The organism is Candidatus Erwinia haradaeae (assembly GCF_900698885.1).
In the GTDB taxonomy this organism is placed as follows: domain Bacteria; phylum Pseudomonadota; class Gammaproteobacteria; order Enterobacterales; family Enterobacteriaceae; genus Erwinia_E; species Erwinia_E haradaeae_H.
On the sequence record NZ_LR217705.1, the window covers coordinates 896805 to 923629 of the forward strand.

The window sequence follows — 26825 nt, forward strand, 5'->3', positions numbered from 1 at the left end:
ATTAAATTACAGTTATCTATTTACAGAAATATTGCTAGCATGACTAAAATTATATGCGACTAAAGTTCTGATCGATAACAAGATAATGATATTGATAATTCTAAGTAAGCTTGGACCACCCTGATTTGCTTTAATCTTAAAAAATGTTTATCTGACACAGTCACTAGACGCTCTTACTAGTAATTTTGTTAAGACCATCTTTTCAATCTCCAACTAATGCATCAAAAATTATACCTTACTGCGACATATAAAAATTATAAAATTTTTTTCTACAACAAGAGGTGCACAAAATACATCAGATGATGCTAAAATTTTTTCTAACACAAAATAATTCTGATAAGCATTATTCGTGTGATTATTACTAGATACTTAGTTAGGGAAATACTTAAAACCCAGATAACTATCTTATTTATTCTGCTCTTAGTTTTCTTTTGTCAGAAATTAGTAAAAATACTAGGGTCTGCAGTAGAAAATGATATTCCTATTAATATAGTCATTACAGGATTGGCTCTTGGTATACCAATTATGGCGCAGTTGATCCTACCTTTGAGTTTAGTTTTAGCTATTTTAATTACATTAGGCAGGCTATACACTAACAACGAAATCATCGTTATGCATGCTTGTGGTCTAAATAAACACGTGCTAATCCGAGCCTCCATGGTAATTATATTTTTAAATATATTTATAGCATCTATCAATAGTGGCTGGATAGGACCCTGGGCTGCAAGATATCAATATACGATCATCCAAAATACGAAAATGACTCTTAGCGCGAGATCATTAATTCCAGGTCAATTTAAAAAATCAGCTGACGGGAATATAATATTTTTTGTTCAAAAAATCAAAGATAACATTTTTAAAGAAATCTTTCTTATACAATTACAACAAAAGAGACACAATCGACCTTGCATTGTTACTGCAGAATATGGGCAAATTGATCGCAGAAAAGATGGCGCTCAAATAATCACACTAAATAACGGGGCACAATTTGAGGGAACTACATCACTTTGTAATTTTCGAGTTACACATTTTACAAACTATCAAGCAATAATTTACCCTCCACATATCAACCAGACGATTTATAATGCCGAACAAATGAACTTTCCTATTTTATGGCATTCTAATATAAAAAAACCTGACTACCACAGTGAATTGCACTGGCGTTTAACGCTTATTTTCTCAGTATTTATTATGGGGTTAATCGTTATACCACTGAGTGGGATCAATTCTAAACATGGACGTTTGCTTTCCATGTTACCAGCGATTCTTTTATATCTTGTATTCTTTTTGCTACAAAGCTTAATGCAATCTAGTGGTAAAAAAGGTTTTCTAGACCCCGCGGTCTCAATGTGGTTAATTAATCTTACTTATTTAGGTATAGGTATAACATTAAATGTGTGGGATACTATGCCAATCCGTCGATTTCGTGAGCGCTTTATCCGAAAAGATGTAATCTTAAATGCTTAATATACTTGATCGGTATATTTGTAAAACAATATTTTATAATATTCTTGCAACACTATTTGTATTAGTATCTCTTTCTAGTGTAATTAAATTTGTCGATCAATTAAGAAAAATCGGACAAGGAACATACACTGCATTGGGTGCTCTAATATATACAATCCTCAGTATACCTAAGGATATCGAGTTATTTTTTCCCATGGGAGCACTACTAGGAGCGTTAATAGGTTTGGGCCTTCTGACGCAAAATAGAGAACTAATTGCAATGCAAGCATTGAGTTTTACTCGTGTAAAAATTGCAAAATCAGTGATGACAATTACTATTCCTCTTATATTTATTATGATGGTTATCGGTGAATTCATTGCCCCCATAGGAGAACAAATAGCACATAACTATCGAGATAACAAGCTAATAAATACAACACTTCGTTTTAATCGAGTCGGGGTATGGGCAAAGGATAATGAAAATTTTATATTTATTAAAAATATTTACAGACCTAATTATATTTTTGGCGTTACTATTTACTGTTTTGGTAAAAGTTTTGGTAAAAACAGACCTCTTCAAATTATAAAATATGCAAAATCTGCTAAGTATAACATATATAAAAAATTTTGGATATTAGAGCAAGTTGATCAATCTGATTTTAGAAATATAAGACAAATTAAACATACTCATGTGCTGCATCAAACTTGGCGTACTTCTCTTATACCTAAAAAACTACAAGTTATTGCTCTTAATCCAGAGACATTATCCATTAGAGGACTATATAGTTATGCGAAGTATTTTCAGAAAACCGGTCAAGCCAGTATACGTTATAAATTTAATCTTTGGAGAAGAATTTTTGACCCATTATCTTTAATGGTAATGATTTTAATGGCAATATCATTCCTTTTTGGCCCATTGCAGCATGCAGCAATGAACATCAGAATAATTGTAGGTGTTATTTTAGGTTTTTTATTTTACGTTCTAAATCAAATTTTTGGATTACTTAGTTTAATCTGTCACACCCCCCCAATCTTAGGTGCCTTGCTTCCCAGCATGATATTTTTTACTGTTAGTCTTGTAATGTTGGTGACATGGAAACAATAAAAATATTAAACGTTTAAAAATACCCTTTCTCTAACCTTACTATAATAGATGAACACAAAATATAACATTATATAGAATCTTTAACATAAAACATGTGAACTAATTAACTCTGAAATATAATCATAATAAGCAGATAATATTATAAAGTGCTATTAAGACTTTCTCATATAAATACAACTTATTATATATAATTCTACATGTATCAAGAAGATACTATTTATGTTGTTATAGTGGTATAATTACAGTATTAATTTTGATATTAAGTTTATTTTTTAATTTTGCTAATCATGATAGCTATCAGTCGCATGCTGACTATATAAATTCTTATAATTACGGAAATTTCTATAATTATATTTACTGATCTGATGAAATACAAATTCTTTATAAATCAAGCTTAACTATAATAATTATTATTTATCACGGCATCAATCTGGTAAGAAAATCTATAGTCTAAACTATATTCCAGTATTAGATTAAGTGAGCTATCATGATAAGAGGCTTATTTAATTTTTACTCTGTAAAAATAAATATAATATATCTATACAAAAATATTTCTTACTTATGATACTGAATGAAAGTATTATCAAATATTACTTTATATATAATTCTTGCTGTACCATTTGCTTTAATTGATATATCACGCAATATATTTTTATAAGATTAAAATCATTAATCTTTACAAGAAGAAATATCATATTCCCACTGCAACAATTGCTCTGTTAACAATAACTCACAGTTTACTCCTGAAATTGTTAACAACCTATATCGACATATCATCCATTGGCGCATGCTGTCATTAAGTATATTCATTGGTAACCATTTTGAAATATTGATCACTAACGATGTCTGATCTAAATTACTAATAAACTGCATTGCACCTTGAGTCCACTTTGCCGCATCAATCAATAAAGAGCACAACCATTCTATACATCTAATTGTATTATTCTGATGTAGTATTGGTAATAAACTTAAAATATCACCATCAATGGCTTTAAAGAAAGCGTTGCATATCTGTAAACGATGCTTCCAGCATGATTCTGATAATAATTCTAGCGCGCTAACTGGTGCTCCAAAAGATAAACGAAGCGCTATATTATGTTTTTGAATATCAGAAGGATGATGATGATGTAACCATATGAGGCTTAACTCTTTATCAGGAATAGGCAATTTCCATACAATACAGCGACTACGTAATGTATCTAACAAATACTCAGATTCACGAAGATAAAGAAAAAACCAAGTATTAGCAGGTGGTTCTTCTATGACTTTTAATAATGCATTAGCAGCAGAGTCTGTTAGTTGGTGCGCCTCTAACAAACAACACACCTTAGCGCCACCTAAACTAGCATGATGATACAATTTTTCTTTGATCTTACGCACACTATCAATACCAATAGTATTCTGACCTTTTTCAGATTCTAGATGATATAAATCAGGATGATTTCCAGAGATCATTAACCTACAAGAATGACATTTTCCGCAGCTTTTTGTTTCTTGTGGTTTCTTGCACATCAACCATCTCTCTATTGCTCTAACTAACGATTTAGAGCCCATGCCAGGTAGAGATTGAATCAGTAATGCATGATGTCCTCGATTTAATATATATTGCGTAAGTATTTGACGATAACTATTATTCAACCAAGGGTACCAATACATTCCCATTCCTATCTTCAACTAATTTATTTTATATTTTATAAATAAAATTATATTACATGGACCATAGTCAAAAGAGTAGTGATATTAATCGCGTGGATTATTAATTACGTGGATTGGAATCATGATAATTAGAGAATACTAAACTCATATGTACTAATCAAATATTCAGTGTTCAAAACTATGCAACTTCTTTCGAGATTGACATAATCTTATGCCCATGTCATCCCTTTTAGGTTTGCGAAATAAACCTAGAATACGCTATCTATCTAAAACATTAGGAACTTGCTGACTTATTGATATCTTTTATTCTTCTAGCTGCTAGTTATCATTGTATCACTTTCTTGATGCATGTAAAAATTCTGTAATTTCTGGCTAAACAATGAATTCTAAAATCTTTATGTAGATAAATTATGAGCGCATCATACATCATGTAATGATCTAAACATTAAATATTTTTCATCATCTATATTGAATTTAATATCTTACTAACACATCCATTACTCATTAAAAATTAAGCCCCAGATAAAATATCAATTAAACATATGATCAATGTTGGATTGTAAAAATAACATACACTATAATTTATAGTAAGAATTACCTTTGAAAATTTAGTTAAAACTGAACAAAGAATTTTATTCTTCTCAGGGCTAAACCAATAGTAGATGCATAACTTCCTGCAATTCTATACCTAAAATATTAGTCAGATTTCTATCTGACATAAACTCACTGAATTCCATTAAATTCTACAACCTATAATTTTATATAAAAATTATACCTACAAACCTAAAATTTTCTATTGATTAAATCAATTATAGTGCCTAAATTATACTCTGTAATAGCATTACCATAAAAATAGAAATATATAGATGTATATGTTTTGATATAAGAAACATCGTAATTAGCGTGATAATTTTAAACATAAACTATAATATGTATATACTTTGATAAAGTCAGTCAATATTCTGTGAATACTATCAAAATAATTATACATTTAATTAATTTCTTATTTAATCTTAGCCTCTTTATAAATCACATGCTGACGCGCTATTGGATCAAATTTTTTTAATTCTAATTTTTCAGTCTTATTACGTTTATTCTTTGTGGTTGTATAAAAGTGACCCGTACCAGCAGATGAAATCATCTTAATTATCTCGCGAACTCCTTTTGCCATATTTAAAATCCCTCTATTAATACTTATGACCATATCGTCTTAAATCAGACAAAACTTTTTCGATACCATTTTTATCGATAATACGAATACCTTTTGCAGATAAACGTAGCTTAATAAAACGTTTTTCATTTGCAACCCAAAACCGATGTAAGTGCAGATTTGGAAGAAAACGACGCTTAGTTGCATTCATTGCATGCGAGCGATTATGTCCAGTCATGGGACGCTTTCCAGTAACTTGGCAGATATGTGACATATTGATATCTCCAGGGCTCTCAATAAAACTTTACTATTCTCAATCACAGGATATATATCTACTTTTTCTTGAAAAAATTTGTAATTAAAATGTCTTTAAAAGACTGTTTATAACATAACACCTTTAAAATATTAAACAAAACTAAGAAAAGAGACTGCAATTGATTTAGTGTTAATTTTTAATAGGTACATTGTTTTAAAATATACTAATCTATGTTTATTAGCAATAAGCGCTTGATCTATAATTAATTCTTATAAAATATAATTTACATAAAATAATTATAGTTGATATACGAGATCATACAATAAAAAAATAAAAAATATTATTTTTATAATACATTCATTTATAATGATAATCTCCATTAATACTATATAGTATATAGTATTAATATTCTAAAATTAAAATACATATATATAATCACATGATAAAAATTAATATAAATAATATTACGTTAAAAAAATATAATAATAAATAAATACTTTACATTTAAAAAGCATTCCTAAAACACCAAAATAACTAAATATTTCCATAAATATACATATATTATATTCTTAATATAAAATTAAAATTCAAAATTTTTATGGAAGATAGCTATAATTATTAATTAAAAGCTAAATGTACCATGCAGATTAACCGAAATCTCATTTAATCAGTTTTAGTTAAAACTGCTAGAATCAATTAGCATAAAACCTTAACCAAACTTAATCCTTGAAATTTGACCTTCTATTTATAGCTATTTAGTTTCAGTGCGCTTCTATATCTACATCAACTGAAAGTTAATCAATGCTGCACTAATACGCTTGAAAACTTTTCAATATTTTCAATATAAATAATCTATTAAATAAAAAAGCACTATTTAATATCTTCTCTCTACTAATATAAGAAGTAAATTACCAATAAATACTGTTATCTAACTTAACGCTGCTGACTGACTATAGAAAGATAATAATCAGTCTTTATACTGTCATTATAGATATAATATCATTTTATGATTGTATCATATTCATCATACTAATGATGAATCATCATCTAATAAAATCTTCAATTTATCTACATAAAAACAATAATCAAAATAATAAGATTTATCAAAATTAGAAAATTATATAATGATATCAGATATTGCTGTAAAATAAATATGAAAAATAAAATATGTCGAATCAGTATATATTTTAGATTACTTTTCTGAGAAAACTTGATTTTATCAGATATATAATTTACTACTTAACAATTATTTTAGATACGCATCTTAAGTTACTAAAAATTCAACTAACTATCACAAAAAAATGCAGGATTTTTATACAATAAGCAAGATTATTTAAAATTCTGGAATTAAACCAATACTATGATAAACCTTTTGTAATGTAATCTGAGCTTCACTACGCGCTATTTGTGCCCCTCTTCGAATCACCTGTAAAAGAAAATCTTCATGGTTTCGATAATCATAGTATGATGCCTGAAATTTGATAAGCATATTAGAAACCGTCTCTGCTGTTACTTTCTTGAGATAACTATATTGCTTATTATGAAACATAATCTCTAACTCTGTGATAGGGGTGTTACTTATAACTGATAAAATACTCAATAAGTTTGAAATACCTGGCTTACCCTGAAGATCATATCGCACTATTGGAGGATAGTCATTATCAGTAATAGCGCGCTTAATTTTTTTTATAACTGATTCAGGAGTTTCTAAAAGTGTAATAACATTACCTAGAATATGATCACTTTTAGACATTTTTTTAGATGGTTCTAGTAATGACATAACACGCCCACCAAGCTGTGGAAATATTGGTTCGGGTATTTGAAAAATATTACCATATAATCTATTAAAACGCTTAGCAATATGACGACTTAGTTCTAAGTGTTGTTTTTGGTCTTCCCCAATCGGAACTTTTGAGGCTTGATATAAAAGAATGTCAGCTACCATTAGAACTGGATAATTAAATAAACCAACATTAATATTCTCTTGATGGCTCACTAATTTATCTTTAAATTGCGTCATTCTTCTTAACTCACCAAAAGAAGTATAACAATTTAGAACCCAGCTAAGCTGAACGTGCTCAGATACATGTGACTGAACAAAAATAATACTTTTTTGTGGGTCAATACCACATGCTAAATAAAGTGCTACTGTATCTAATATGGCATGACGCAACAATCCTGGATCTTGCCGTACAGTAAGTGCATGCAAGTCAACTACACAATACATACACTGATATTTATCCTGCATCTGCACCCACTGATGTAGTGCGCCAATGTAATTTCCCAAAGTCAACTGACCGGACGGTTTTGCACCGCTAAATACAACAGGTTTTTTCATATAACTGCCTAATATTTATTCATTAATCACTAGTCTTTTAAGTATACAAGCCCCTGGTTCGTGCAAATCACAAGATTCTTCCATAACAAGAAAAAATATACCTATGTCTTCTACTAGACTATCTTTATATTAGCTTGAGATTTTACTTAACCCATATTTCTGGTAACTAATATTACATGATATATAATGCTAACAAAGCTTTTCAAAAAACAACTACCACTAATATGTACTAAATAATCTTTAAATTTTAATCTAAAAATAGTTATTATATATTTACAAATCACTTCACTATAGTATTTTTCGTAAAAAATTCTCATTTTATGCAATACTTAACATATCATTAAATATCATATCAAATCTTTTAGTAAAGTTTTCTTAGTAAAACACTGTAAAAATTTCTCTAATAATTCAATCTACCTTAATTAGATTAATTAAACCCTAAAAAATAACAATATCTTAACATTACTTGCTTGAGTATGGTTACTATATTGCATGTTTTACTGTAATATTATTAGACACTATAATTTAAAATCTGTGATATATAGCTATATCGTACATTCTTTTCGAATGCATCACAGGATTCGTATATCATTCTTAATAAATATCACTTAAGCTCTTTTATGCTACTGACATTTTATGAAATATGATTATCTAGATTACAATAGTTAAATGCTGTATGAGCAAACTGTATAAATAAGCTATATAATGATGTTATAATCAGCACATTTTAAAAAAACATATCTATTTATATCAGGACTATAATGCACGTACTACAATACAATTAATTACTATTAAGCCTTCTATCTATATTTTAAAATGGATAAAATTTTACTATGACTACAGTTAAAAAGGATATATTAGTAACATGTGCTTTACCGTATGCGAATGGCTCCATCCATCTAGGTCACATGTTTGAGCATATACAGGCGGATATTTGGGTGCGCTATCAAAGACTACGAGGTAAAAACGTATATTTTATCTGCGCTGATGATGCACACGGAACACCAGTTATGTTAAAAGCTAAAGCATTAGGAATTCCAACAGAAGAGATGATTGCGCTTATACATGATGAACATCAGACAGATTTCTTAAATTTTGAAATTAGCCATGACAATTACTACTCTACTCATAGTCAAGAAAATCATGATTTGTCTAAGTATATCTATACGCGTTTAAAAGATAACGGATTTATTAAAACTCAAGTTATCTCTCAACTATATGATGATAAAATAGGTATGTTTCTACCTGATCGTTTTGTTCAGGGGACCTGTCCTTACTGTCAATCACTAAATCAATATGGTGATCATTGTGCGGTCTGTTCTGCAACATATAGCTCTTCTGAATTAATTAATGCAAAATCTGTATTATCTAGTACTGTACCTATTTTGCGTCATTCAGAACACTTTTTTTTTGATCTACCGAAATTTAGTAATTTTTTACAACAATGGATTCATTCAGGGGTTTTACAAGAGCAAGTTATCCGTAAACTACAAGAGTGGTTTCGCACCGGTCTGAAGCGGTGGGATATTTCACGCGATGGACCATATTTTGGTTTTGAAATTCCAAATGCACCAGGCAAGTACTTTTATGTTTGGTTAGATGCACCTATTGGCTATATAGCTTCGTTTAAAAACTTATGCGAGAAGCGTACAGATATTGACTTTGAGTCTTTTTGGAAGATCGATTCCCAAGCCAATCTTTACCATTTTATCGGTAAAGATATCATATATTTTCATGGTCTATTTTGGCCCGCTATACTTGCTGGTAGTCAGCTACGTACCCCGACAAATCTCTTTGTACATGGGCATATCACAGTTAATGGCGCTAAAATGTCCAAATCAAGAGGCACATTTATTACAGCTAAATCATGGCTAAAATATTTTGATTCTGATAGTCTTAGATATTACTATGCATCAAAAATATCATCAAATATTGAGGATGTCGATCTAAATCTTGAAGAGATAATGCACCGTGTAAATAACGATATTGTTAACAAGGTGGTTAATTTAGCTTCACGAACAGCATCTTTTATAAATCAACGCTTTTTAGGACAGTTGTCTTCAACTATTCATGATCCTGATCTTTATGCAACATTTGCTAATGCGTCTACTGGCATTGGTGATGCTTTTGATAAACGTGAGTTTAATCGCGCTATACGTAGCATCATGACATTTACTGATATTGCAAATCGTTATATTGATGAACAAGCGCCATGGTATTTAGCAAAACAAAAAGGTAGAGAGTCTGATTTACACGATATTTGTTCAATGGGTATTAATCTATTCTACGTACTAATGAACTGGCTCAAACCAGTCATGCCTACACTTGCAAGACGCGCTGAATATTTTTTAAACTATTCACTGAATTGGGAAAAAATCAAACAACCCTTGTTAAATCATCATATTAATACATTTAAAACTTTATATTCTCGAATCGAGACTCAACAGATCCATAACCTAAATGCTGACTTAAAAAGGGGAAAAATATAACTTATGACGTATAATATGAATGCGTAGATTTTAAATGTAGTGTAATATACTACATATACATTTTTAAAATGAATAACTACACATCATATATTATGTCTCATATATACCTAGTATAACTAATAATGCACTGACACAGTGTGATTTTTATAATAAAATTATAGCTAATATTATATTTATAATGCATATTATTCTTAAAATTTTCATTGAAATTAAGAATTATTTTTATTTAAAAACTTTTGAATAAAATACTTATAATAATATATGAAGTACTTTTCTAATATGTCGAAAAATATCAAATTAAATAAAAAAAGAAATTACAAAAACCATCTTACTACATATAAAAATTATATTACATTATTTTAAAATACTAAGCAATATAACTTCAAACTCCTAATACAAAATACTAAACAGTAACTGACTAATAAAATCAAATCAGCCCAAGTAAAAAAAATTCTAACAACTATAGATAGCCGATCTGTAGTTGATTATCAATTTATAAAGATATATGAAAGTAATATGTAAATCTATTTTATTTATCAACAATATAAATAATATTTACTTGCCAAGATGATACCTATCTTTTACAGAAATTTCATGCTTATCTTTTTGTTCTAAATAATAAAAACCTAAGTTATAATTGCTTATAAAATAAAATCTTTTTTCTATTCACTTATTACTTGCTCTTATTAAAACAGATGTGCTATTTAAACACTATTCATATTAAACTGTAACTTTATGCGGTAATTCCTATCTCTTAGGCTTATAAATCACCACCCCTAAATATATTCAATAATATATAATTTTAACAAATAATAGAACAAAGTAGTTTACTTTTATTTATCACGGTTCTATTTAAAAGAATCCATTGTTTGTTTTTACTTATAATTTAAATAACTAATGTGTAAATTTTAAAAATTTTCACTAGAGATAAAGACAGATCCTTATAATCACCTTCAGCCTTATTTTACAATAACCATCAAATAACCGTAAATATTTGTAAATACTGTGTATGAGATACTATCTACAAAATAATATTCCCTATGGAGTAATATAAGTTGAAATTATTTCACCATATTAGTAATCGTTCATAAAAAATAAAAGATTTGCAGATATATTTGATTCACCAAAATATTAATTATATATATATCTTATAAAGTACTAGTTTTACTAGAAATATCTGTATAATATTTAAAAGATGTAAGATTTATAAAAATATTTTAGATGTATTATCTTAAAAAAAATTAACAGAGAGTAAACAAATCATATATACCAACGCCATCTTGATGTTTCTCTCTAAAGAGCATGCCCATGTGAATTCAAGGTAGTAAAAAATATTATGAACGAACTAATATCTCGAAAAATAAATCATATTGATTACATTGATTAGCGTGATAATTTTTACTAAAAATTTGGTGCCATTCTTTATAATTATACTGCGGAAAATACGAATCACCTCTCATGACTGTATTAATATGAGTGAGATACAATCGATCAGCCAGTAATATAAAGTGATTATAAATATTTGATCCACCAATCACCATAACTTCTTCTGCTCCTTTTGCCTCCATTAGTGCATTTTCAACACTAGTTACCCACTTAACTATAGTACTTTTTCGTAAATAACGACTCATAATAATGTTTAATCGTCCTGGTAAAGGCGCGCGAATAGTCTCCCATGTACAACGCCCCATAATAACAGGTTTAGTTAATGTATGTTGCTTAAACCACTCTAAATCGGCCGGTAAATACCATGGTATAGAATTATTCTCACCAATTATGCGATTTAGTGAAAAAGCTGCAATTAAACTAATAATCATTTTCTCAAAACTTAACGCCGTTTTCACTGCAGTGAATAAAATAACTTGATAACAATATGGCTCAACCATGAATAAAATAAATTTTTAAATGCTTTTATTTTCAAACTATATAGAGTACTTTAAAATAAAAATTTCTTTTATTTAATTAAAAAACTTTTAAACCATTTCTAGAATTAATCACATTAAATAATTAATATACAAAAATAATTAATATACAAAAGAATCATCTTCATTAATTTTTAAACGTCTTAAAATCATACTCTAGATACATGAAGTAGTCTTCAGAGCTAAAAATTATTATTTTTTGATATTTATCTATCAAAAATATTTGATTTTAGTAGAATTTAAAAAAAGATAACATATTAATTCTAGAATTAATACTCTTATATTAAATATGCGCAAAATATCAAAGTAAAACCCATATCATTAAGTATTAATCCAGATAAATAGTTGTAAACATGTTAAAAGTATAATTTCTCTTATATTTTATATGTTAGTATAATAAATTATTATACGTTACTTTTATAAAAAATTTTATAAAAGCGATGTATAATATATAATTAGTATAAATTATTGAAAATACATTTTTTATTAAATAATTTTCTAAATTAAGATATTAAATATATATAATTATTCCTATAGAATTTTTATGTTTATACTATAACTGATATTATCGATTCCTAATGATTCTATTATAAACATGATGTTATTAGAAACAAGCTGGCTAATCAAATAAAAACATTATAATTCTATGATTTTTATCATGAATTTTATCATTTTATCATTTTATATTAGTAAACTAAGTTATTCCTTTAAATCTATAAATCTTAAGAGCTTTGTAGATTACAAATCTATTAATTAAATACCGGCATAGCAAGGTTCCGGAATAAACAAAACCTATCTGTTTTATATAAATAAAATTTAATAACAAAACGTTTTATTATCATCAGTTTTTAACTATGCATCTGATGATAAAATATCACACATCATCTTTATTAAGATAGGGATTATTATTTATTTTAAGACTCATCTTTAGTTTAAAATAAAATATTTACCAGACTATTTTTAAAAAACCTATATTTTTATTATAATTCTGGTATATTGTGTTACCTTAAGATCCAAATCTTGCTAATTAATAATTTATATTGCAAAATATTAATTTTGCATAATATTTATGAATAGGAAACTTACATGTATAAAACATGCAATAGTATGATACTTAAATTCAGTAATTTTACTTGATTTTTTTCTAAAATTTTACTCTAAAAATAATCACACACAATTTTGACTAGTAAAATGAAAGCTAATGCTAAGTATTATTATTTATTTTTCAATAAAAAATCTATAAGACAAACAATAAAATTAATAATTATTAATGTTTAAGATGTGTGTAAAGTCCACTAACCAAAACATCCAATATATTAAACAAAAAAATTGCACTACATATTTTTTTAAAAATATATAAAGATTACTGTAAATATTTTCATGTGTAAAGGATTAAAAAAAAGAATCACCTTCCAATAGGATGCATCTTTTGTAACAATCTTATCTTTAGATGTTATATTTTGCATATGATAATATGGTACTTCTTTAATATATTCTCATAAATAAAGGGGATATAGCTCAGCTGGCAGAGCGCTTGCATGGCATGCAAGAGGTCAGCGGTTCAATTCCGCTTATCTCCACCAGTTTAAATTGATGAATTTTTATTTAGAGCAACACTTTCTCTCTCAAAAATAATAAAAATAGTGAAAAATAACATAGAAAAAATAAAATTGTAAATATTCAAAGCTAAAAAATAATAAAGTTAATTGCTATCAACATCTTATTACATTCTTTAATTTCGATAAAGATACCATAAAATATTAAATTATATTAAATGTATCATATAAAAACATAAAATTTTTAAAAAATTAATGAAAATAATTTCATTATAGCTAAGTTATTTAACTTACCAACAGATATTTCACTTAATCACACTCAGTCATCAAAACTAAAAACATACATAAAAAATTTAAAATATAAATTATTTGCACTAAAAATTTGACAATTATTTTTTAAAATTTTATATCCATAAATGCTCATAATTTTAAAATCGCTTATTTTCTCAAAAAACATTATAATTCAATAAATCAAAAAATATTACAAATGCCCCTTGGTTCTCTTAAGATAAGAATCCAATAAGCACCGTCTGAAATTGCATGTTATTAAAAATATAAATCATAAACTCTTGCATTTTGTTACTTATTAGTAAATACTATTATTTAGGTTAAATCTAGTAAAAACATAAGAAGAATTTTATTTTTTAGCGAAATAATCTGAAATTTAATATGATTAAATCATTTTGTTAGTAATGCATCTAGTAATATTTCATATTAATATTAAACTTATTATATTACCATATAACACATCATGTAGGATAAAAAATCCTCTTTATTTTTAAAATATTTTTCTCTTATAAATAAGAGAAAGGTCAATTTTACGCAATAAATTTAGGTAAAAATCTCTTAAATAAATCATTTTTATAATAAAATCAATATTTAAGCAATCTTGCAGTTTTGACTATTAACACGTTGATAAAAACAAATAATATAGTTTATTTAACTGCATAAATTCTTTTACATCGTGATATAATAAATATTAAATACTGGAATATCTGATTACTATCAGCATACAGTGCTATTAGCAATTACTCTATATTTTAAATAGAGGCCAATAAATAAAATTATCTACAAACATAAAAATATATTTTTATGTTTGTAGAACAAAGAAAATATTCAAACCCTATAATTATATTGCAACATCATCTTCTCATTACTATTATCATTCTTTCTCTTTATATTCTCCAATATATCTAAGAAAAAATGACCGAATCTATATAACAGATGCACTCAGTATCAGTCAAATCCACAACTACTAAAAAAACTAATAATATACTTAATATTCCTTTAATTTAAAGCAAGCAATTAATCAAGTGCTCAGATCTATTATGATACAGATAAAATAACTCTAAAAATAGTAATAAGCAATTGCTTGGTCGCTACACTAGATAAGACAGCATCTACTGGAAGATACCACCAATTCTCCTCAGAAAAACTACGAACTTTCACCGCATCTTTCTCGGTCATAAGAAGTATCTGCCCAAAGGAAGTCAATGCATTTAAACTAAGCGGATCATAGATCTGATGATCAGAAAAAGATACTGTTTTAAGTGGCTTCACACCATGTTTGTAAAGAGTATTAAAAAAACGCTCCGGATTTCCAATGCCTGCTATCGCAACTATATTATCTAATTCTTTTACAGACTTCCGTTGTCCAGATTTTAGGTTCACCGCTAAACCTGGTATTAAATTCATCTTTAACTCACCGGGTAAAGATCGCCCTCCATTGGAAATAATTGCCGCAACATTATCTAAACGACTCTTAAGTTCGCGCATAGGACCAACAGGAAGCCACCAACCATTCCCAAACCGCCGCTCACCATCAATCACTATAATTTCTATATCACGCGCTAACGCATAATGTTGCAATCCATCATCAGTAATAATAATATCCACTGCAGAATGATTTAGAACTGCTTCTACTGCTTTTTTTCTTGAAGGCGCTACTCCAACTATAGCTTTAGTTCGTTGATAAATTAATACCGCCTCATCACCTGCTTGATGAGCTTGAGTATCCCTAGTTACTAAAAATGGATAAGCTCCCCCCTTCCCTTTATAACCACGTAAAACCACACCAATTTGAAGACCATAACGCTGTAAAGCTAATACCAACCAAATAACCAGAGGAGTTTTACCATTACCACCTACAGTAATATTACCAATTACTACTACAGGAACAGGAGCCCGCCATACTTTTCTTAAGCCAAGAAGATAACTCAGTCGCACAAGATTACTTACAAGGCCATATGCTAAACTAAATGGAAATAATAAATAGCGAAGATAACTTGCGCTCCAAAAATTTTTCATCATTATCCAAATTGCATTTTATAAAGTTGAGCATAAACACCTTGTGCGGCTAGCAATACTTTATGAGACCCTCTTTCTACAATTTGTCCATCCTCAACTACAATGATTTCATCTACTTTCTCAATGCTAGACAAACGATGTGCAATAACTAAGGAAGTTCTATTTTTCTGTAACTCATCTAACGCAGTTTGTATTAAGCGTTCAGACTCCGTATCAAGTGCAGATGTAGCTTCATCTAAAATTAAAATCGGGCAATCACGTAGCATTGCGCGTGCAATAGCAATACGTTGTCTTTGACCTCCAGAAAGAAATATACCATTTTCACCAATAATTGTGTCTAGACCCTTCTCCATCTTACTAATAAAATCCATTGCATGCGCTATTATAGCAACCTTTTCAATATCTGCCCGACTATACTTGTCATGACAAGCGTAAGCAATATTATTTGCTATAGTGTCATTAAATAAATGCACACTCTGAGACACTAAAGCTACTTGATGTCGCAGAGAACTTAACTTATATTCACGTAAATCATAATCATCTATAAAAATATTACCGTGTTGAATATCATAAAATCGAGTTAATAAACTAGCAATAGTAGACTTCCCTGATCCAGATCGCCCAACAAGCGCTACAGTCTTCCCAGATGGAATACTAAGATTAATACCTTTTAAAGCTGGAATATCCCGACCTGGATAACTAAAAGTTACATTACGAAACTCAATATTTCCAATAGCGCGTTTTACAATATACCTACCACGGTCTATCTCTTGCTCGCTATCTAAAATAGAAAATAATGTCTGACATGCTGCCATACCTCTCTGAAACTGTGTATTAACATTTGTTAAAGATTTTAACGGCCGCATTAATCCTATCATACATGAAAATACTACTGTGATAATACCTGCAGTTAATGCTTCCATTACACTAGGAAGACTTGCAGCAAATAAAACAAGCGCTAATGCCAGTGAAGCAATTAACTGAATGATAGGATCAGAAATAGATGATGCCGAAACCATTTTCATAGCTTGTTGGCGCATGCAATTGCTTACACGATGAAAAGATTCATTTTCAATACTCTGACCACCAAAAATTAACACCTCTTTATGACCTTTAAGCATCTCTTCTGCACTTGCGGTTACCTCCCCCATAGTATTTTGCATATTCTTACTAATAGTGCGAAAACGTTTAGACACGGTCCTAATAGATAAGGATACTAAGGGGGATAATACAATTAAAATTAAAGATAATTGCCAACTATAATAAAACATGAGCATAAATAAACCAATAATAGATGCACCTTCGCGCACTATAGTTACTAGCGCACTAGAACATGAAGAAGCAACCAGTTCAACGTCATAGGTCATGCGAGATAATAACACCCCAGTAGAATGTTGATCAAAAAAAGCTACTGGCATCCCCATCATATGATTAAACAAATTACGCCGTATTTTCATTACAACATTACCAGAAACCCATGAAATACAATAACTCGAAGCATAACTAGTTACACCTCGTAATAACATGAGGGTAATAATTACTACAGGCATCCACAATAATACTGAACGACCTGATTTACCAAAACCATCATCAAGTAACGGTTTGAGCAGTGATAACATCACCGCATCTCCCACCGCATTTAAAATAAGTGCAATAGTAGCTACAATTAACCCTATTTTATAAGGTGTAACAATTGGCCAAAGTCGATGAAATGTTTTCCATGTAGAGATATCTTGATCGAAATTCATGGCTTAACCAGCGTTAATTACAATACGATTATTAATCCTTACTGGAATCATTAAAAATGCTCAATGACTAATCGCATCCTATCTTATTACATTTTGTGTTATATATCTTAATTATATATCTGTCATTTTAAAATACAAAATCTACCATAAAAATATTAAGTTGAATAATATTCTTTATAACAAAAACATTCACGAATAAAATAAAATTATGTAAAAAATTCTAATTCTTTTAAACTTATTCGGGTATATAATCAATATTTTAACTTAATTTGATCCATTTAATTACCTTTGAGTCTTGGTAACTTTAAATATATTGCAATGCGCAAACATTATACTAATATCTGTGTAATATACAAAAAACAACAGATATATAAAATATAAAAATATCTTCTATATCTCAGAATCATCTAAAGATTGATATTTTTATTAAGTGCAGCATTAGATAAAAGATCATATAAATATATTTAAACGTCATATCTTTCTAGATCAAAATAATTTAAAAAATACTTAAAACTAAAAAAATTAACAATAAATTGCGTTCCAATTATAAAAATTTTTATTTTTCATTGAGGGAACTAATTAGTGAAGATATTAGCCTTAAATACAAGCACAGCATATTGCTCTGTTGCGTTACAACAGGCGCATAAAAAATTATCTTATGCAGAACCATGTACTTATAAACATACTCAATATGTTTTGCCATTAATACAAAAAATTTTACAAAAAAGTAATATTTCATTACATGAACTCGATTTATTAGCCTTTGGTTGTGGCCCTGGAAGTTTTGTTGGTGTTCGCGTAGGAATCACTATTGCACAGGGTCTAGCATTGGGATCTGATCTCCCATTGGTGGGTATTTCCAATTTTCAAATACTAGCACAAGCTGCCTGGAGTAGGCTAATTTCACCACGTGTTCTCATTGCTATGAATGCAAATATAGGTCATATATACTGGTCTGAATATCAGCGTAATCATCTTGGTAACTGGCAATGCCAATACAATGAAGTTATAGTAAAACCTACAGACATACTGGAACGGATGAAAGAACTAACAGGTAAGTGGACCTGTGTCGGCACAGGGTGGCAATCCTATCCAGAGTTAATAGAGAAAACCAATCTTGATCTTTTAATCTCTGACATAGAAATACCTCATGCGGAAGATATGTTACCTTTAGCAAAAAGCATGTTTCTAGCGGGTTCCACCATATTACCTGAAAATATAGAACCAAAATACCTAAGTAATACATTTTTTAGTTAATTATTATATATATTGTTCAATATAAAAAAATAAAATTTATTCTGAGATAAGTCATACAAAAATCAGTAGTACGTTCTCCACCTCAAAGTTATAACCTTTATAATACTGAAGACGCATTAACTTCAAGTGCTCTATTTAATTTTTTAATATATAATAATTTATTACCAATGATTTTAAAACTTCAGAGTATAGATATACTCCATCTATATAGCATATAGGCACGATTTACTCTACTGGCAGGGGCGGAGAGAGTCGAACTCACAACTTCCGGTTTTGGAGACCGGTGCTCTGCCAATTGAACTACGCCCCTAGATATCTCATTTTGAAATAAATTTCCATTGTAAAGATTTTGTCACAAAACTTTTAAAAAACTATAAGTGTATATGAAACACTCATTTCACAGCATCATCAAATTTTCAATACTAAACATTCTTTATTAAAAAATATTTTATTCTTACATAACGTACGCAAACTCATACAGTTTTTTTCAAATCATATAATGATTTGAAAAAATTTTATACATTCATACTGTTTAATTTGAAATGTGTCTTCTAAAGTAATTAATTAGATTTTTTTAAAGAGTTTTTCTTTATAAGAACTAATCTCTTGTATCTGTAAAACAGTAATACTAAACAATAAAAATACTTAAAAAAAATAAAAGACAATTTTATAGCTAAATTATAAATATCTTGTTATATTGTTGTGAACAATATATGAATTTATAATTCATATATGAATGATTAGTATCATTTTTTTGATATGTTATTTTATATATTATTTTTGAAAAAATTATATATTATTGTTTTGAACAAACATCGATCAAGATCTCTGAATATGTTCCCTTGATATTAGAAATAAAGATTTTCTTTATGCCATAAAAATTATCGTTTTTAGATAATTTCTTAATAAATAAAATTTTTCTTTTAATATCTTTTATTGCATTAAAAACTATATAAACTGAAAATCTTTATTTTATAAGATAACCAATTCTCTGTTCTCTGTCCGGATCTCTTTTAATAAATAATTATTAGATGATAATTTCTAAAAGTTAAAGATTTTTGGAAAAATCTTCTCTAAAATAATTAAAATTCTGATATGCTGATATTTTTTATAACAAGATAAAAAATACCCATATTTCTATGTCTATTATATTTATAAAATTTAATTCTCTTACTTATAAAACTATGATTTAAAATCAAGTCGCATAAAATATTATGCACTAAATTTTTAAAAACATAAAATTTTCATATATAGTATATATAGTATATATAATACTATATATTATACTAACATATCTTTTTTTGTGCTCATAGAATTACTATATGACTTCTCATATCTTATAAAAATCATAATTTATGTAATCATATTACAATCAAGCATACAAAATACAAACAGATTAAAAATGTTACTATATATTAAATATCATATTAAATATCAAAATATTACTAAAATAACATTTATCCAAATAATATCCTCAAACAAATATAAATACTATTTTAGTAAGGGGTATTTAGAAAAAAAAAGAAAAAAACAAAAAGCTAATACTAAAATCATATAATTCAAAATTAAAAACATAATATAACTATTTAAAAAAGAGAAAAATTGTTAAATACAACCACTTGTCATAACAACATAATTATTGAAATATCTAATTAATTAAAAATAAAGCATCTTACTTTGAGTTTATTTGCTATCAATCAGTATTATATTTTTATTTAGAATAAAACTCAACTACGCTCCAATAAATATTTGTTATATTTTTACTGTTTTATCTTATATCTGTTAGCATCAACACTTGATACTATATAATCTAGAGTGCATAAACTCTTATTATACGGTATTCTTTATTTAGAGATAGAATCAAGTCTTATTTGGTGTCCCCAAGGGGATTTGAACCCCTGTTACTGCCGTGAAAGGGCAGTGTCCTAGACCTCTAGACGATGGGGACCCTTATAATACTTTGATCAATGAGACTTAATTTGATCTAAAAATCTTCCTGAAAGAATTCTTTGAAAAGAAATCTGTCATTATTAACATTAACATCTTTCACTCTGCAATAATCTATTATGAATAATACAAACAATTCAAATTTAACATAAAATTAAATAAAAACTCATTGCTCTATATTTTCCTCGTTTTTATAAATTTTTATAGATATACTGAGATATATTATGCGTCAAATATTAATCTTGTTGTAAAACTCTTATAATACAATTACGACCAATGCTAGTTTTTAAAACTATTAAAGATCAATATATGACTTCCTTATACACTGAGTAAATACTTAGTAAATAATCTTTGTATCATTTGTTAATAATAATAAAAAGCACTCACTCTTCTAATTAATTTAATTACTTTTAGACTTCTTTCAACTCTATTCTTTAATATTAAAAACATTTTTATGATTTTTATAAATTACATCTATAAATCATATACAAAATCTATTATATACAGTCACTAATTTTAGCTTTAAACAGTAATATTGAAATATTAGAATTATTTTTTTCTCTATTAATAATCAATTTTTAATGATAATATCATACCACATAAAAATTATACTGAATAGTTATTTTCGATCATACATTAAAAATCTTCTCTTTTGCAAAACAGCACTAGATCAAAAATAAAAAAATAAATAATAAAATTATTATCCTAGATAATATCTTGTTAACTTAATACTGAGCATTTGATAAATACTATTTCTATATGCAACATTATATTATAGCTATTGTGTATTTCTTGATTATCTGAAGGCTTATAAAAACATACACTTTATGTTAACCCCCCCCTTAAACTTTAAGATCTCATTAGCTATCATAATAGTAGCTTTATGCTTACTCAGCACACACCAATTGTCAAGCTTTGTATGCTTTTAGTAATCGTTAGCGTATTTTATAATTTTAATTCCTCAAGCGTTAAAAAACCATAATATTTGAGAACAGGAAGTAACTGAAGTGCTTTCTGATTTACACTCATGCATAACGCTATGTTATGAGTCTTTGGACCTATTGTGTGACATGTATTGCCCAACAAAAATTCTATACGGCGTGCTATAGCTGCACCTGAATCAATTAACTGTGTCCCTTTAGGTAGTGCATTTTTTAGTTCTTCACGAATCAGAGGAAAATGAGTACACCCCAATACTACCGTATCAGGAGGCACAGACATAATTAACCATGGTCTTAATATGTGTTTAATAATTTTGTTAGATATTGTCTGACCACGAAGTTTATTTTCAGTTAACTCCACCAATTCATTAGAACCTAACGTAGTGATTGAGCATGCTCCAGCAAAACGAGAAAGCAACTTATTCGTATACGAACGCCTAAGTGTTCCACGAGTTGCTAAAATTCCTAACACACCATTACGCGTTAATCGAGCCGCTGGCTTAATTGCTGGAACCACTCCAACTATAGGGAACATAAAACGGGATCTAAGCGCTGGTAAACTAACAATACTCGCAGAATTACAAGCAATTACTACTAAAGATAGCTGATAAAAACGACTAACTGCTGTAATAATAGATACTACGCGCTGAATGGTTTTTTTTTCTGATTTTTCACCATAAGGGAATACAACATTATCAAAAACATAAAGATAATGTAAATTTGGAAAAATTTTATAAATCTCGTGATAAATAGATAATCCGCCTACACCAGAGTCAAATATCACAACCTTAGAAGAGGTAATAGAAGGACTATCGATTAATGACGCCATGGTAGTATGCGATACATGCTCCATCATAGAATACTCCATAGGATGCTAGCTATCAATTTATATTACCTAACTATTTGGGTCATTGTTTTTCTTTAAATCATTTTATTATTAAAGAGGTCTTTTGTTGATATGCGTCATCAATAAAACATTTTTATAAATATCTAGTGTTTATGCATATACTGTTAATGCGTTTTTCTTTCAAAAAATAATCATATGAAGACATGCTAATACTAATAATATCATACTGATTCAAAAAACTCAAAGAACACTAACTCTAATATTAATGCTAATTCTCTAATATATATCCGGTTATCACTTAAAAATCATCACACAAAAACACTTATCCTTTATGAAAGGATACATCATAATTGTAATATTTTATAAAAAGTTACTCTTCTAAGAACATAGAGTAGTACATATTGTACATATAAAGACATAAATAATATTTACGTCTACTAGACGAGTCTATGAAGACTCTCCTTATTTACTAAATACTAATAGATCAATATTATTGAGGCTTCTAACTAGAAAATTTTTATTAAAATTAGTAAAATAATAGCAGATTAGTAAAATAATCAAATAAAATTAATTTAATATAAAATCATAAAAACATTCTAAAATTAGCGCTATGTATGATATACAAAACTTTTAAAATTTTATTTTATTTAATTTTTATAAAAAATTTAAAATAAAATATATAAATAAAAATCAATATACTCTACTATTAGTAAATCTACTATTATTATATACAATAATAGCATGTATTGTTTTGTTTACTCTGTTATAAGAAATATGTCTTATTTCCTGAAAACCCTGCAAAAACACTATAAAATCAATAAAAAAATTACACAAATATTCTGGTTCATCAAGTATTATGGTGCATCCAGGAGGATTCGAACCTCCGACCGCTCGGTTCGTAGCCGAGTACTCTATCCAACTGAGCTATGGATGCATTATGGCGGTGAGACGGGGATTCGAACCCCGGACACAGATTTTCTCCGTATACTCCCTTAGCAGGGGAGCGCCTTCAACCTCTCGGCCATCTCACCAATAAAAATAACCTCAATTTATTCTCAAAGATTCTTACATCAATGGTTTTCTATTAAGATTTTGCAACTATTTTATATATTTTACTATTTACCTTTTTAAAGTCAAATCATTTCTCTCTCAGAAAGAGTCTATATATAGTCTGTTACTATTTATAATATCAAAGATCATCGCATAATTAAACGATATAGCATTTAAAATACACTATATTCTATTCATTTTACCTTGCAAAAAACTCTGTGAAATATATTAGTTATAATAATATTATTTGAGGAAAATAATATTTAAGAATAAACTTCTATTACACTATTCGCGCATATGTAAATGTTAGTTAATTAACTAAAAATATTTTTTCTAAAAAAAATTATTCATTAATTGATCTTTTTATTTTTTTTTCTATATGATTATGGTTTTCTTTTATAATCGCTCTTGCTTCTATTATATCTGAAGCTACAGGATTGGCTCCATGTAACGGTAAATTGGCAGTTTCCTGCATCTTGATACCTGTTAAAACACCAATACTTCCTGCAATCATTAAATAATAAGCTGGCATATACAGGTTTTCAGTTTCCTCTACTAACCACGCAGCTATCGTTGGGGTTAAACTAGCAATAAAGACAGAAATATTAAACATAGTAGCCAATATGCTACATCGAATATGTGCTGGAAACATTGCCGGTAAACTGGATGCCATCACACCGGTAAAACTATTAAGAATAAGCGCCAATATAAGTAAACCTAAAAACATTAGCCCTGTTACATGAGCATTAATTAATAAAAAACAAGGAATTGAAAAAAATAGCAAAGCAAAACTACCTAAAATTACTAATGGGCGACAACCGAACTTATCACTCATTAAACCTATAGTAGGTTGTAAAAAAAGCATACTTATCATAATAACTATTATAGCAATAATCCCATCATCCTCTGAAAAATTCAAATTCTTCGATAAATAGGTAGGCATATAAGCTAGCAACATATAATATGTAACATTAGTTGTTATGACTAGGCCCATACAAACAAGCAAGCTTCTCCGATACTGAATAATTAGTTTTATATATGAATCTCTCTTTCTTGAAAAAATAACGCTATTATCACTAATAATAGATTTCTTAAGGTTCCCTTGGAATGCAGGGCTTTCCTCTAACATATAACGCAAATATAACCCAATAGCACCAAACGGTAATGCCATGAAAAATAAAATACGCCACCCCCAACTCAAAAAACACTCCGTACCAGTAACACAAGAAATAATAACAACTAAGATCGCTCCCAGTAAAAAACCAGCGATTGAGCCAAAATCCAACCAACTACCGATTAATCCACGTTTACGATCTGGTGAATGTTCGGCTATAAAAATAGCAGAGCCGATATATTCCCCCCCTACCGAAAATCCTTGCATTATTTTACATATCAAAAGTAACGTTGGAGACCAGATTCCTATAACAGCATAGGAGGGAATACAACTAATACATGCAGTACTTATTGACATCATCATAATAGTAATAGAAAGTATTTTTTTTCGACCATATTTATCCCCTAAAATCCCAAAAAAAATACCTCCTAATGGTCGAATTAAAAAAGGTAACGAAAATATTGCTAGAACAGTAATCCTTTGTGTTCTGATATCAATTCCTGAAAAAAAAACTTGCCCTAATTCGCCAGCCATAAACCCGTATACACTAAAATCAAACCACTCTATCGCATTTCCTAGCACAGTCGCTATGATAGCCTTTCGTAATCTAACCTCATTAATAATCGTCACATCCTGCAACCCTAACAGGCTTGCATGTGTTTTTTTAAATGGCATATACAGTATCCTAATGCAATTTATTGACTCATTACAATCTAAGCTAGATTATTTTATTTTCTGTAATCCATAGTAATCTTTTATTTTTACTAAATTTTCTCACTTATCATAACTAGTATCTTGCTATATGCGGATAATTGCATAATCTTACTGAAGACGTAATACAAAAATCACTCTTCAGCGTATATTTATATTCTTTTATTTATAGAGACTAAATTTTCTCAAATAATAATGACACAGCTTTGATATAAACTATCATCATGAAATCTGATGAATGTAAAATAAGCTGGATAGCATAGACTTGATAAAACAAAATCGCTTTACTCTTTAATACGCAAAAAATATAATCCTTACCTAAGTCGTATATCTATATCATTATTTTACATATAATAATTAATTATACTTTACTAAACTTTTACATAAGCTAATCTGTAGTCTATTTTATATCTTAAAAAGATTTTTTGTTGAGATATCCTACTGGATTATATCCTGTTTACTTTCATTCAAGAAATATGCTGACGTTATATCCTAGTATGCAATTTTGTCTGATACTATAACGAAATTCAAATTAAAATATCAATAAACCGATAACACTCTAAAATAATTGTTTATATAAATATACTTAGAGCATAGCTCATTCATTTTATCTCAAAAATCTAGTAAGCGACTATTACCAGAATACCAAAAATAAGCATCATACCGATAATTCAACTAAACCTTAATTATATTATCTTTCAATAAATCTCTAAGTATCAAGAAAAGTTCTCTCTATCTAAACAGTATAAACTATTGCAGAAAACCACATTACTTTACACCAAGCTGTTGTTTATGATGTACACTTTAGACACATTCTTTTCTTTAACTATATAAATACAGCATCTTAAGAGACTACTTAAAAATAAAAACTATTAAACTGACACAGAACTAAGGTTTATAAATAACAAATTGTTCTAAGATCTATTTAAAACAATACTGTCAAATATGAAAAATATAAAATTTATATAAGCCTATTAGTAACATG

The 26825-nt window shown here is 28.2% G+C and carries 12 protein-coding genes, 5 tRNA genes and 1 pseudogene; 5 read left to right on the forward strand and 13 right to left on the reverse strand.

From position 1 onward, the window contains the following. Window positions 1-351: 351 nt before the first annotated feature. Together lptF and lptG are read left to right on the forward strand one after the other, a co-directional pair. Window positions 352-1467, forward strand: coding sequence for an LPS export ABC transporter permease LptF (lptF, locus tag ERCISPPS3390_RS02810; RefSeq protein ID WP_197095298.1), 1116 nt, complete (start codon window positions 352-354; stop codon window positions 1465-1467). Beyond that, on the forward strand, window positions 1460-2551 hold the full coding sequence (lptG, locus tag ERCISPPS3390_RS02815; RefSeq protein WP_197095299.1) for an LPS export ABC transporter permease LptG: 1092 nt from the start codon (window positions 1460-1462) through the stop codon (window positions 2549-2551). The genes lptF and lptG overlap by 8 nt, the downstream gene beginning before the upstream one ends. A gap of 669 nt (window positions 2552-3220) precedes the next feature. On the opposite strand, the gene holB is transcribed toward lptG, so the two are convergent. The 4 genes from holB to trpS all read right to left on the reverse strand — a co-directional run bounded on the left by holB (window position 3221) and on the right by trpS (window position 7951). Continuing rightward, window positions 3221-4207: a DNA polymerase III subunit delta' gene (gene holB, locus ERCISPPS3390_RS02820; RefSeq protein WP_197095415.1), complete on the reverse strand. Its 987-nt coding sequence runs from the start codon at window positions 4205-4207 to the stop codon at window positions 3221-3223. Window positions 4208-5210: 1003 nt separating this feature from the next. Further along, window positions 5211-5378, reverse strand: a complete 168-nt coding sequence (rpmG, locus tag ERCISPPS3390_RS02825; protein ID WP_197095300.1) for a 50S ribosomal protein L33 — start codon at window positions 5376-5378, stop codon at window positions 5211-5213. Window positions 5379-5394: 16 nt separating this feature from the next. Continuing rightward, entirely contained in the window at window positions 5395-5631 is a 237-nt protein-coding gene (gene rpmB, locus ERCISPPS3390_RS02830; RefSeq protein ID WP_197095301.1) for a 50S ribosomal protein L28, read from the reverse strand. A gap of 1315 nt (window positions 5632-6946) precedes the next feature. After that, window positions 6947-7951 carry a tryptophan--tRNA ligase gene (gene trpS / locus ERCISPPS3390_RS02835; protein ID WP_197095302.1) on the reverse strand — a complete coding sequence of 335 codons (1005 nt, stop codon included), beginning with the start codon at window positions 7949-7951 and terminating at the stop codon, window positions 6947-6949. 833 nt (window positions 7952-8784) lie between these two features. On the opposite strand from trpS, the pseudogene metG reads away from it, so the two are divergent. Continuing rightward, a pseudogene (gene metG / locus ERCISPPS3390_RS02840) lies at window positions 8785-10425 on the forward strand (methionine--tRNA ligase); the annotation flags it as partial. A 1349-nt stretch (window positions 10426-11774) separates the two neighbouring features. Here the strand turns inward: metG and folA are convergent. Further along, on the reverse strand, window positions 11775-12254 hold the full coding sequence (gene folA / locus ERCISPPS3390_RS02845) for a type 3 dihydrofolate reductase (protein WP_197095416.1): 480 nt from the start codon (window positions 12252-12254) through the stop codon (window positions 11775-11777). 1615 nt (window positions 12255-13869) lie between these two features. On the opposite strand from folA, the gene ERCISPPS3390_RS02850 reads away from it, so the two are divergent. Beyond that, window positions 13870-13945 (forward strand) — tRNA-Ala (locus tag ERCISPPS3390_RS02850). Window positions 13946-15244: 1299 nt separating this feature from the next. Here the strand turns inward: ERCISPPS3390_RS02850 and lpxK are convergent. Then, entirely contained in the window at window positions 15245-16228 is a 984-nt protein-coding gene (lpxK, locus tag ERCISPPS3390_RS02855) for a tetraacyldisaccharide 4'-kinase (protein ID WP_197095304.1), read from the reverse strand. Beyond that, complete coding sequence (gene msbA, locus ERCISPPS3390_RS02860) at window positions 16228-17973, reverse strand: lipid A ABC transporter ATP-binding protein/permease MsbA (protein ID WP_197095305.1); 1746 nt, start codon at window positions 17971-17973, stop codon at window positions 16228-16230. Before msbA ends, lpxK begins: the two co-directional genes overlap by 1 nt. Before the next feature lie 582 nt (window positions 17974-18555). Here msbA and tsaB point away from each other — a divergent pair. Then, complete coding sequence (tsaB, locus tag ERCISPPS3390_RS02865; protein WP_197095306.1) at window positions 18556-19230, forward strand: tRNA (adenosine(37)-N6)-threonylcarbamoyltransferase complex dimerization subunit type 1 TsaB; 675 nt, start codon at window positions 18556-18558, stop codon at window positions 19228-19230. Between the two features lie 234 nt (window positions 19231-19464). Here the strand turns inward: tsaB and ERCISPPS3390_RS02870 are convergent. The 6 genes from ERCISPPS3390_RS02870 to proP form a co-directional block, all read right to left on the reverse strand. Beyond that, window positions 19465-19540: transfer RNA gene (locus ERCISPPS3390_RS02870), tRNA-Trp, on the reverse strand. A 1562-nt stretch (window positions 19541-21102) separates the two neighbouring features. Continuing rightward, window positions 21103-21178, reverse strand: a tRNA-Glu gene (locus tag ERCISPPS3390_RS02875). Between the two features lie 944 nt (window positions 21179-22122). Next, window positions 22123-22974 (reverse strand): glutamate racemase, encoded by an 852-nt coding sequence (gene murI / locus ERCISPPS3390_RS02880; RefSeq protein WP_197095307.1) that lies wholly within the window; start codon window positions 22972-22974, stop codon window positions 22123-22125. 848 nt (window positions 22975-23822) lie between these two features. Then, window positions 23823-23899 (reverse strand) — tRNA-Arg (locus tag ERCISPPS3390_RS02885). Window positions 23900-23903: 4 nt separating this feature from the next. Then, window positions 23904-23996: transfer RNA gene (locus ERCISPPS3390_RS02890), tRNA-Ser, on the reverse strand. Window positions 23997-24358: 362 nt separating this feature from the next. Beyond that, window positions 24359-25804, reverse strand: coding sequence for a glycine betaine/L-proline transporter ProP (gene proP / locus ERCISPPS3390_RS02895; RefSeq protein ID WP_197095308.1), 1446 nt, complete (start codon window positions 25802-25804; stop codon window positions 24359-24361). Window positions 25805-26825: the final 1021 nt, after the last annotated feature.

Bases quoted from the DNA above. Each gene is read 5' to 3' on its own strand.
- lptG (WP_197095299.1), top strand. From the start codon at position 1,460: ATGCTTAATATACTTGATCGGTATATTTGTAAAACAATATTTTATAAT.
- holB (WP_197095415.1), bottom strand. From the start codon at position 4,207: ATGTATTGGTACCCTTGGTTGAATAATAGTTATCGTCAAATACTTACG.
- rpmG (WP_197095300.1), bottom strand. From the start codon at position 5,378: ATGGCAAAAGGAGTTCGCGAGATAATTAAGATGATTTCATCTGCTGGT.
- rpmB (WP_197095301.1), bottom strand. From the start codon at position 5,631: ATGTCACATATCTGCCAAGTTACTGGAAAGCGTCCCATGACTGGACAT.
- trpS (WP_197095302.1), bottom strand. From the start codon at position 7,951: ATGAAAAAACCTGTTGTATTTAGCGGTGCAAAACCGTCCGGTCAGTTG.
- lpxK (WP_197095304.1), bottom strand. From the start codon at position 16,228: ATGATGAAAAATTTTTGGAGCGCAAGTTATCTTCGCTATTTATTATTT.
- msbA (WP_197095305.1), bottom strand. From the start codon at position 17,973: ATGAATTTCGATCAAGATATCTCTACATGGAAAACATTTCATCGACTT.
- murI (WP_197095307.1), bottom strand. From the start codon at position 22,974: ATGATGGAGCATGTATCGCATACTACCATGGCGTCATTAATCGATAGT.
- proP (WP_197095308.1), bottom strand. From the start codon at position 25,804: ATGCCATTTAAAAAAACACATGCAAGCCTGTTAGGGTTGCAGGATGTG.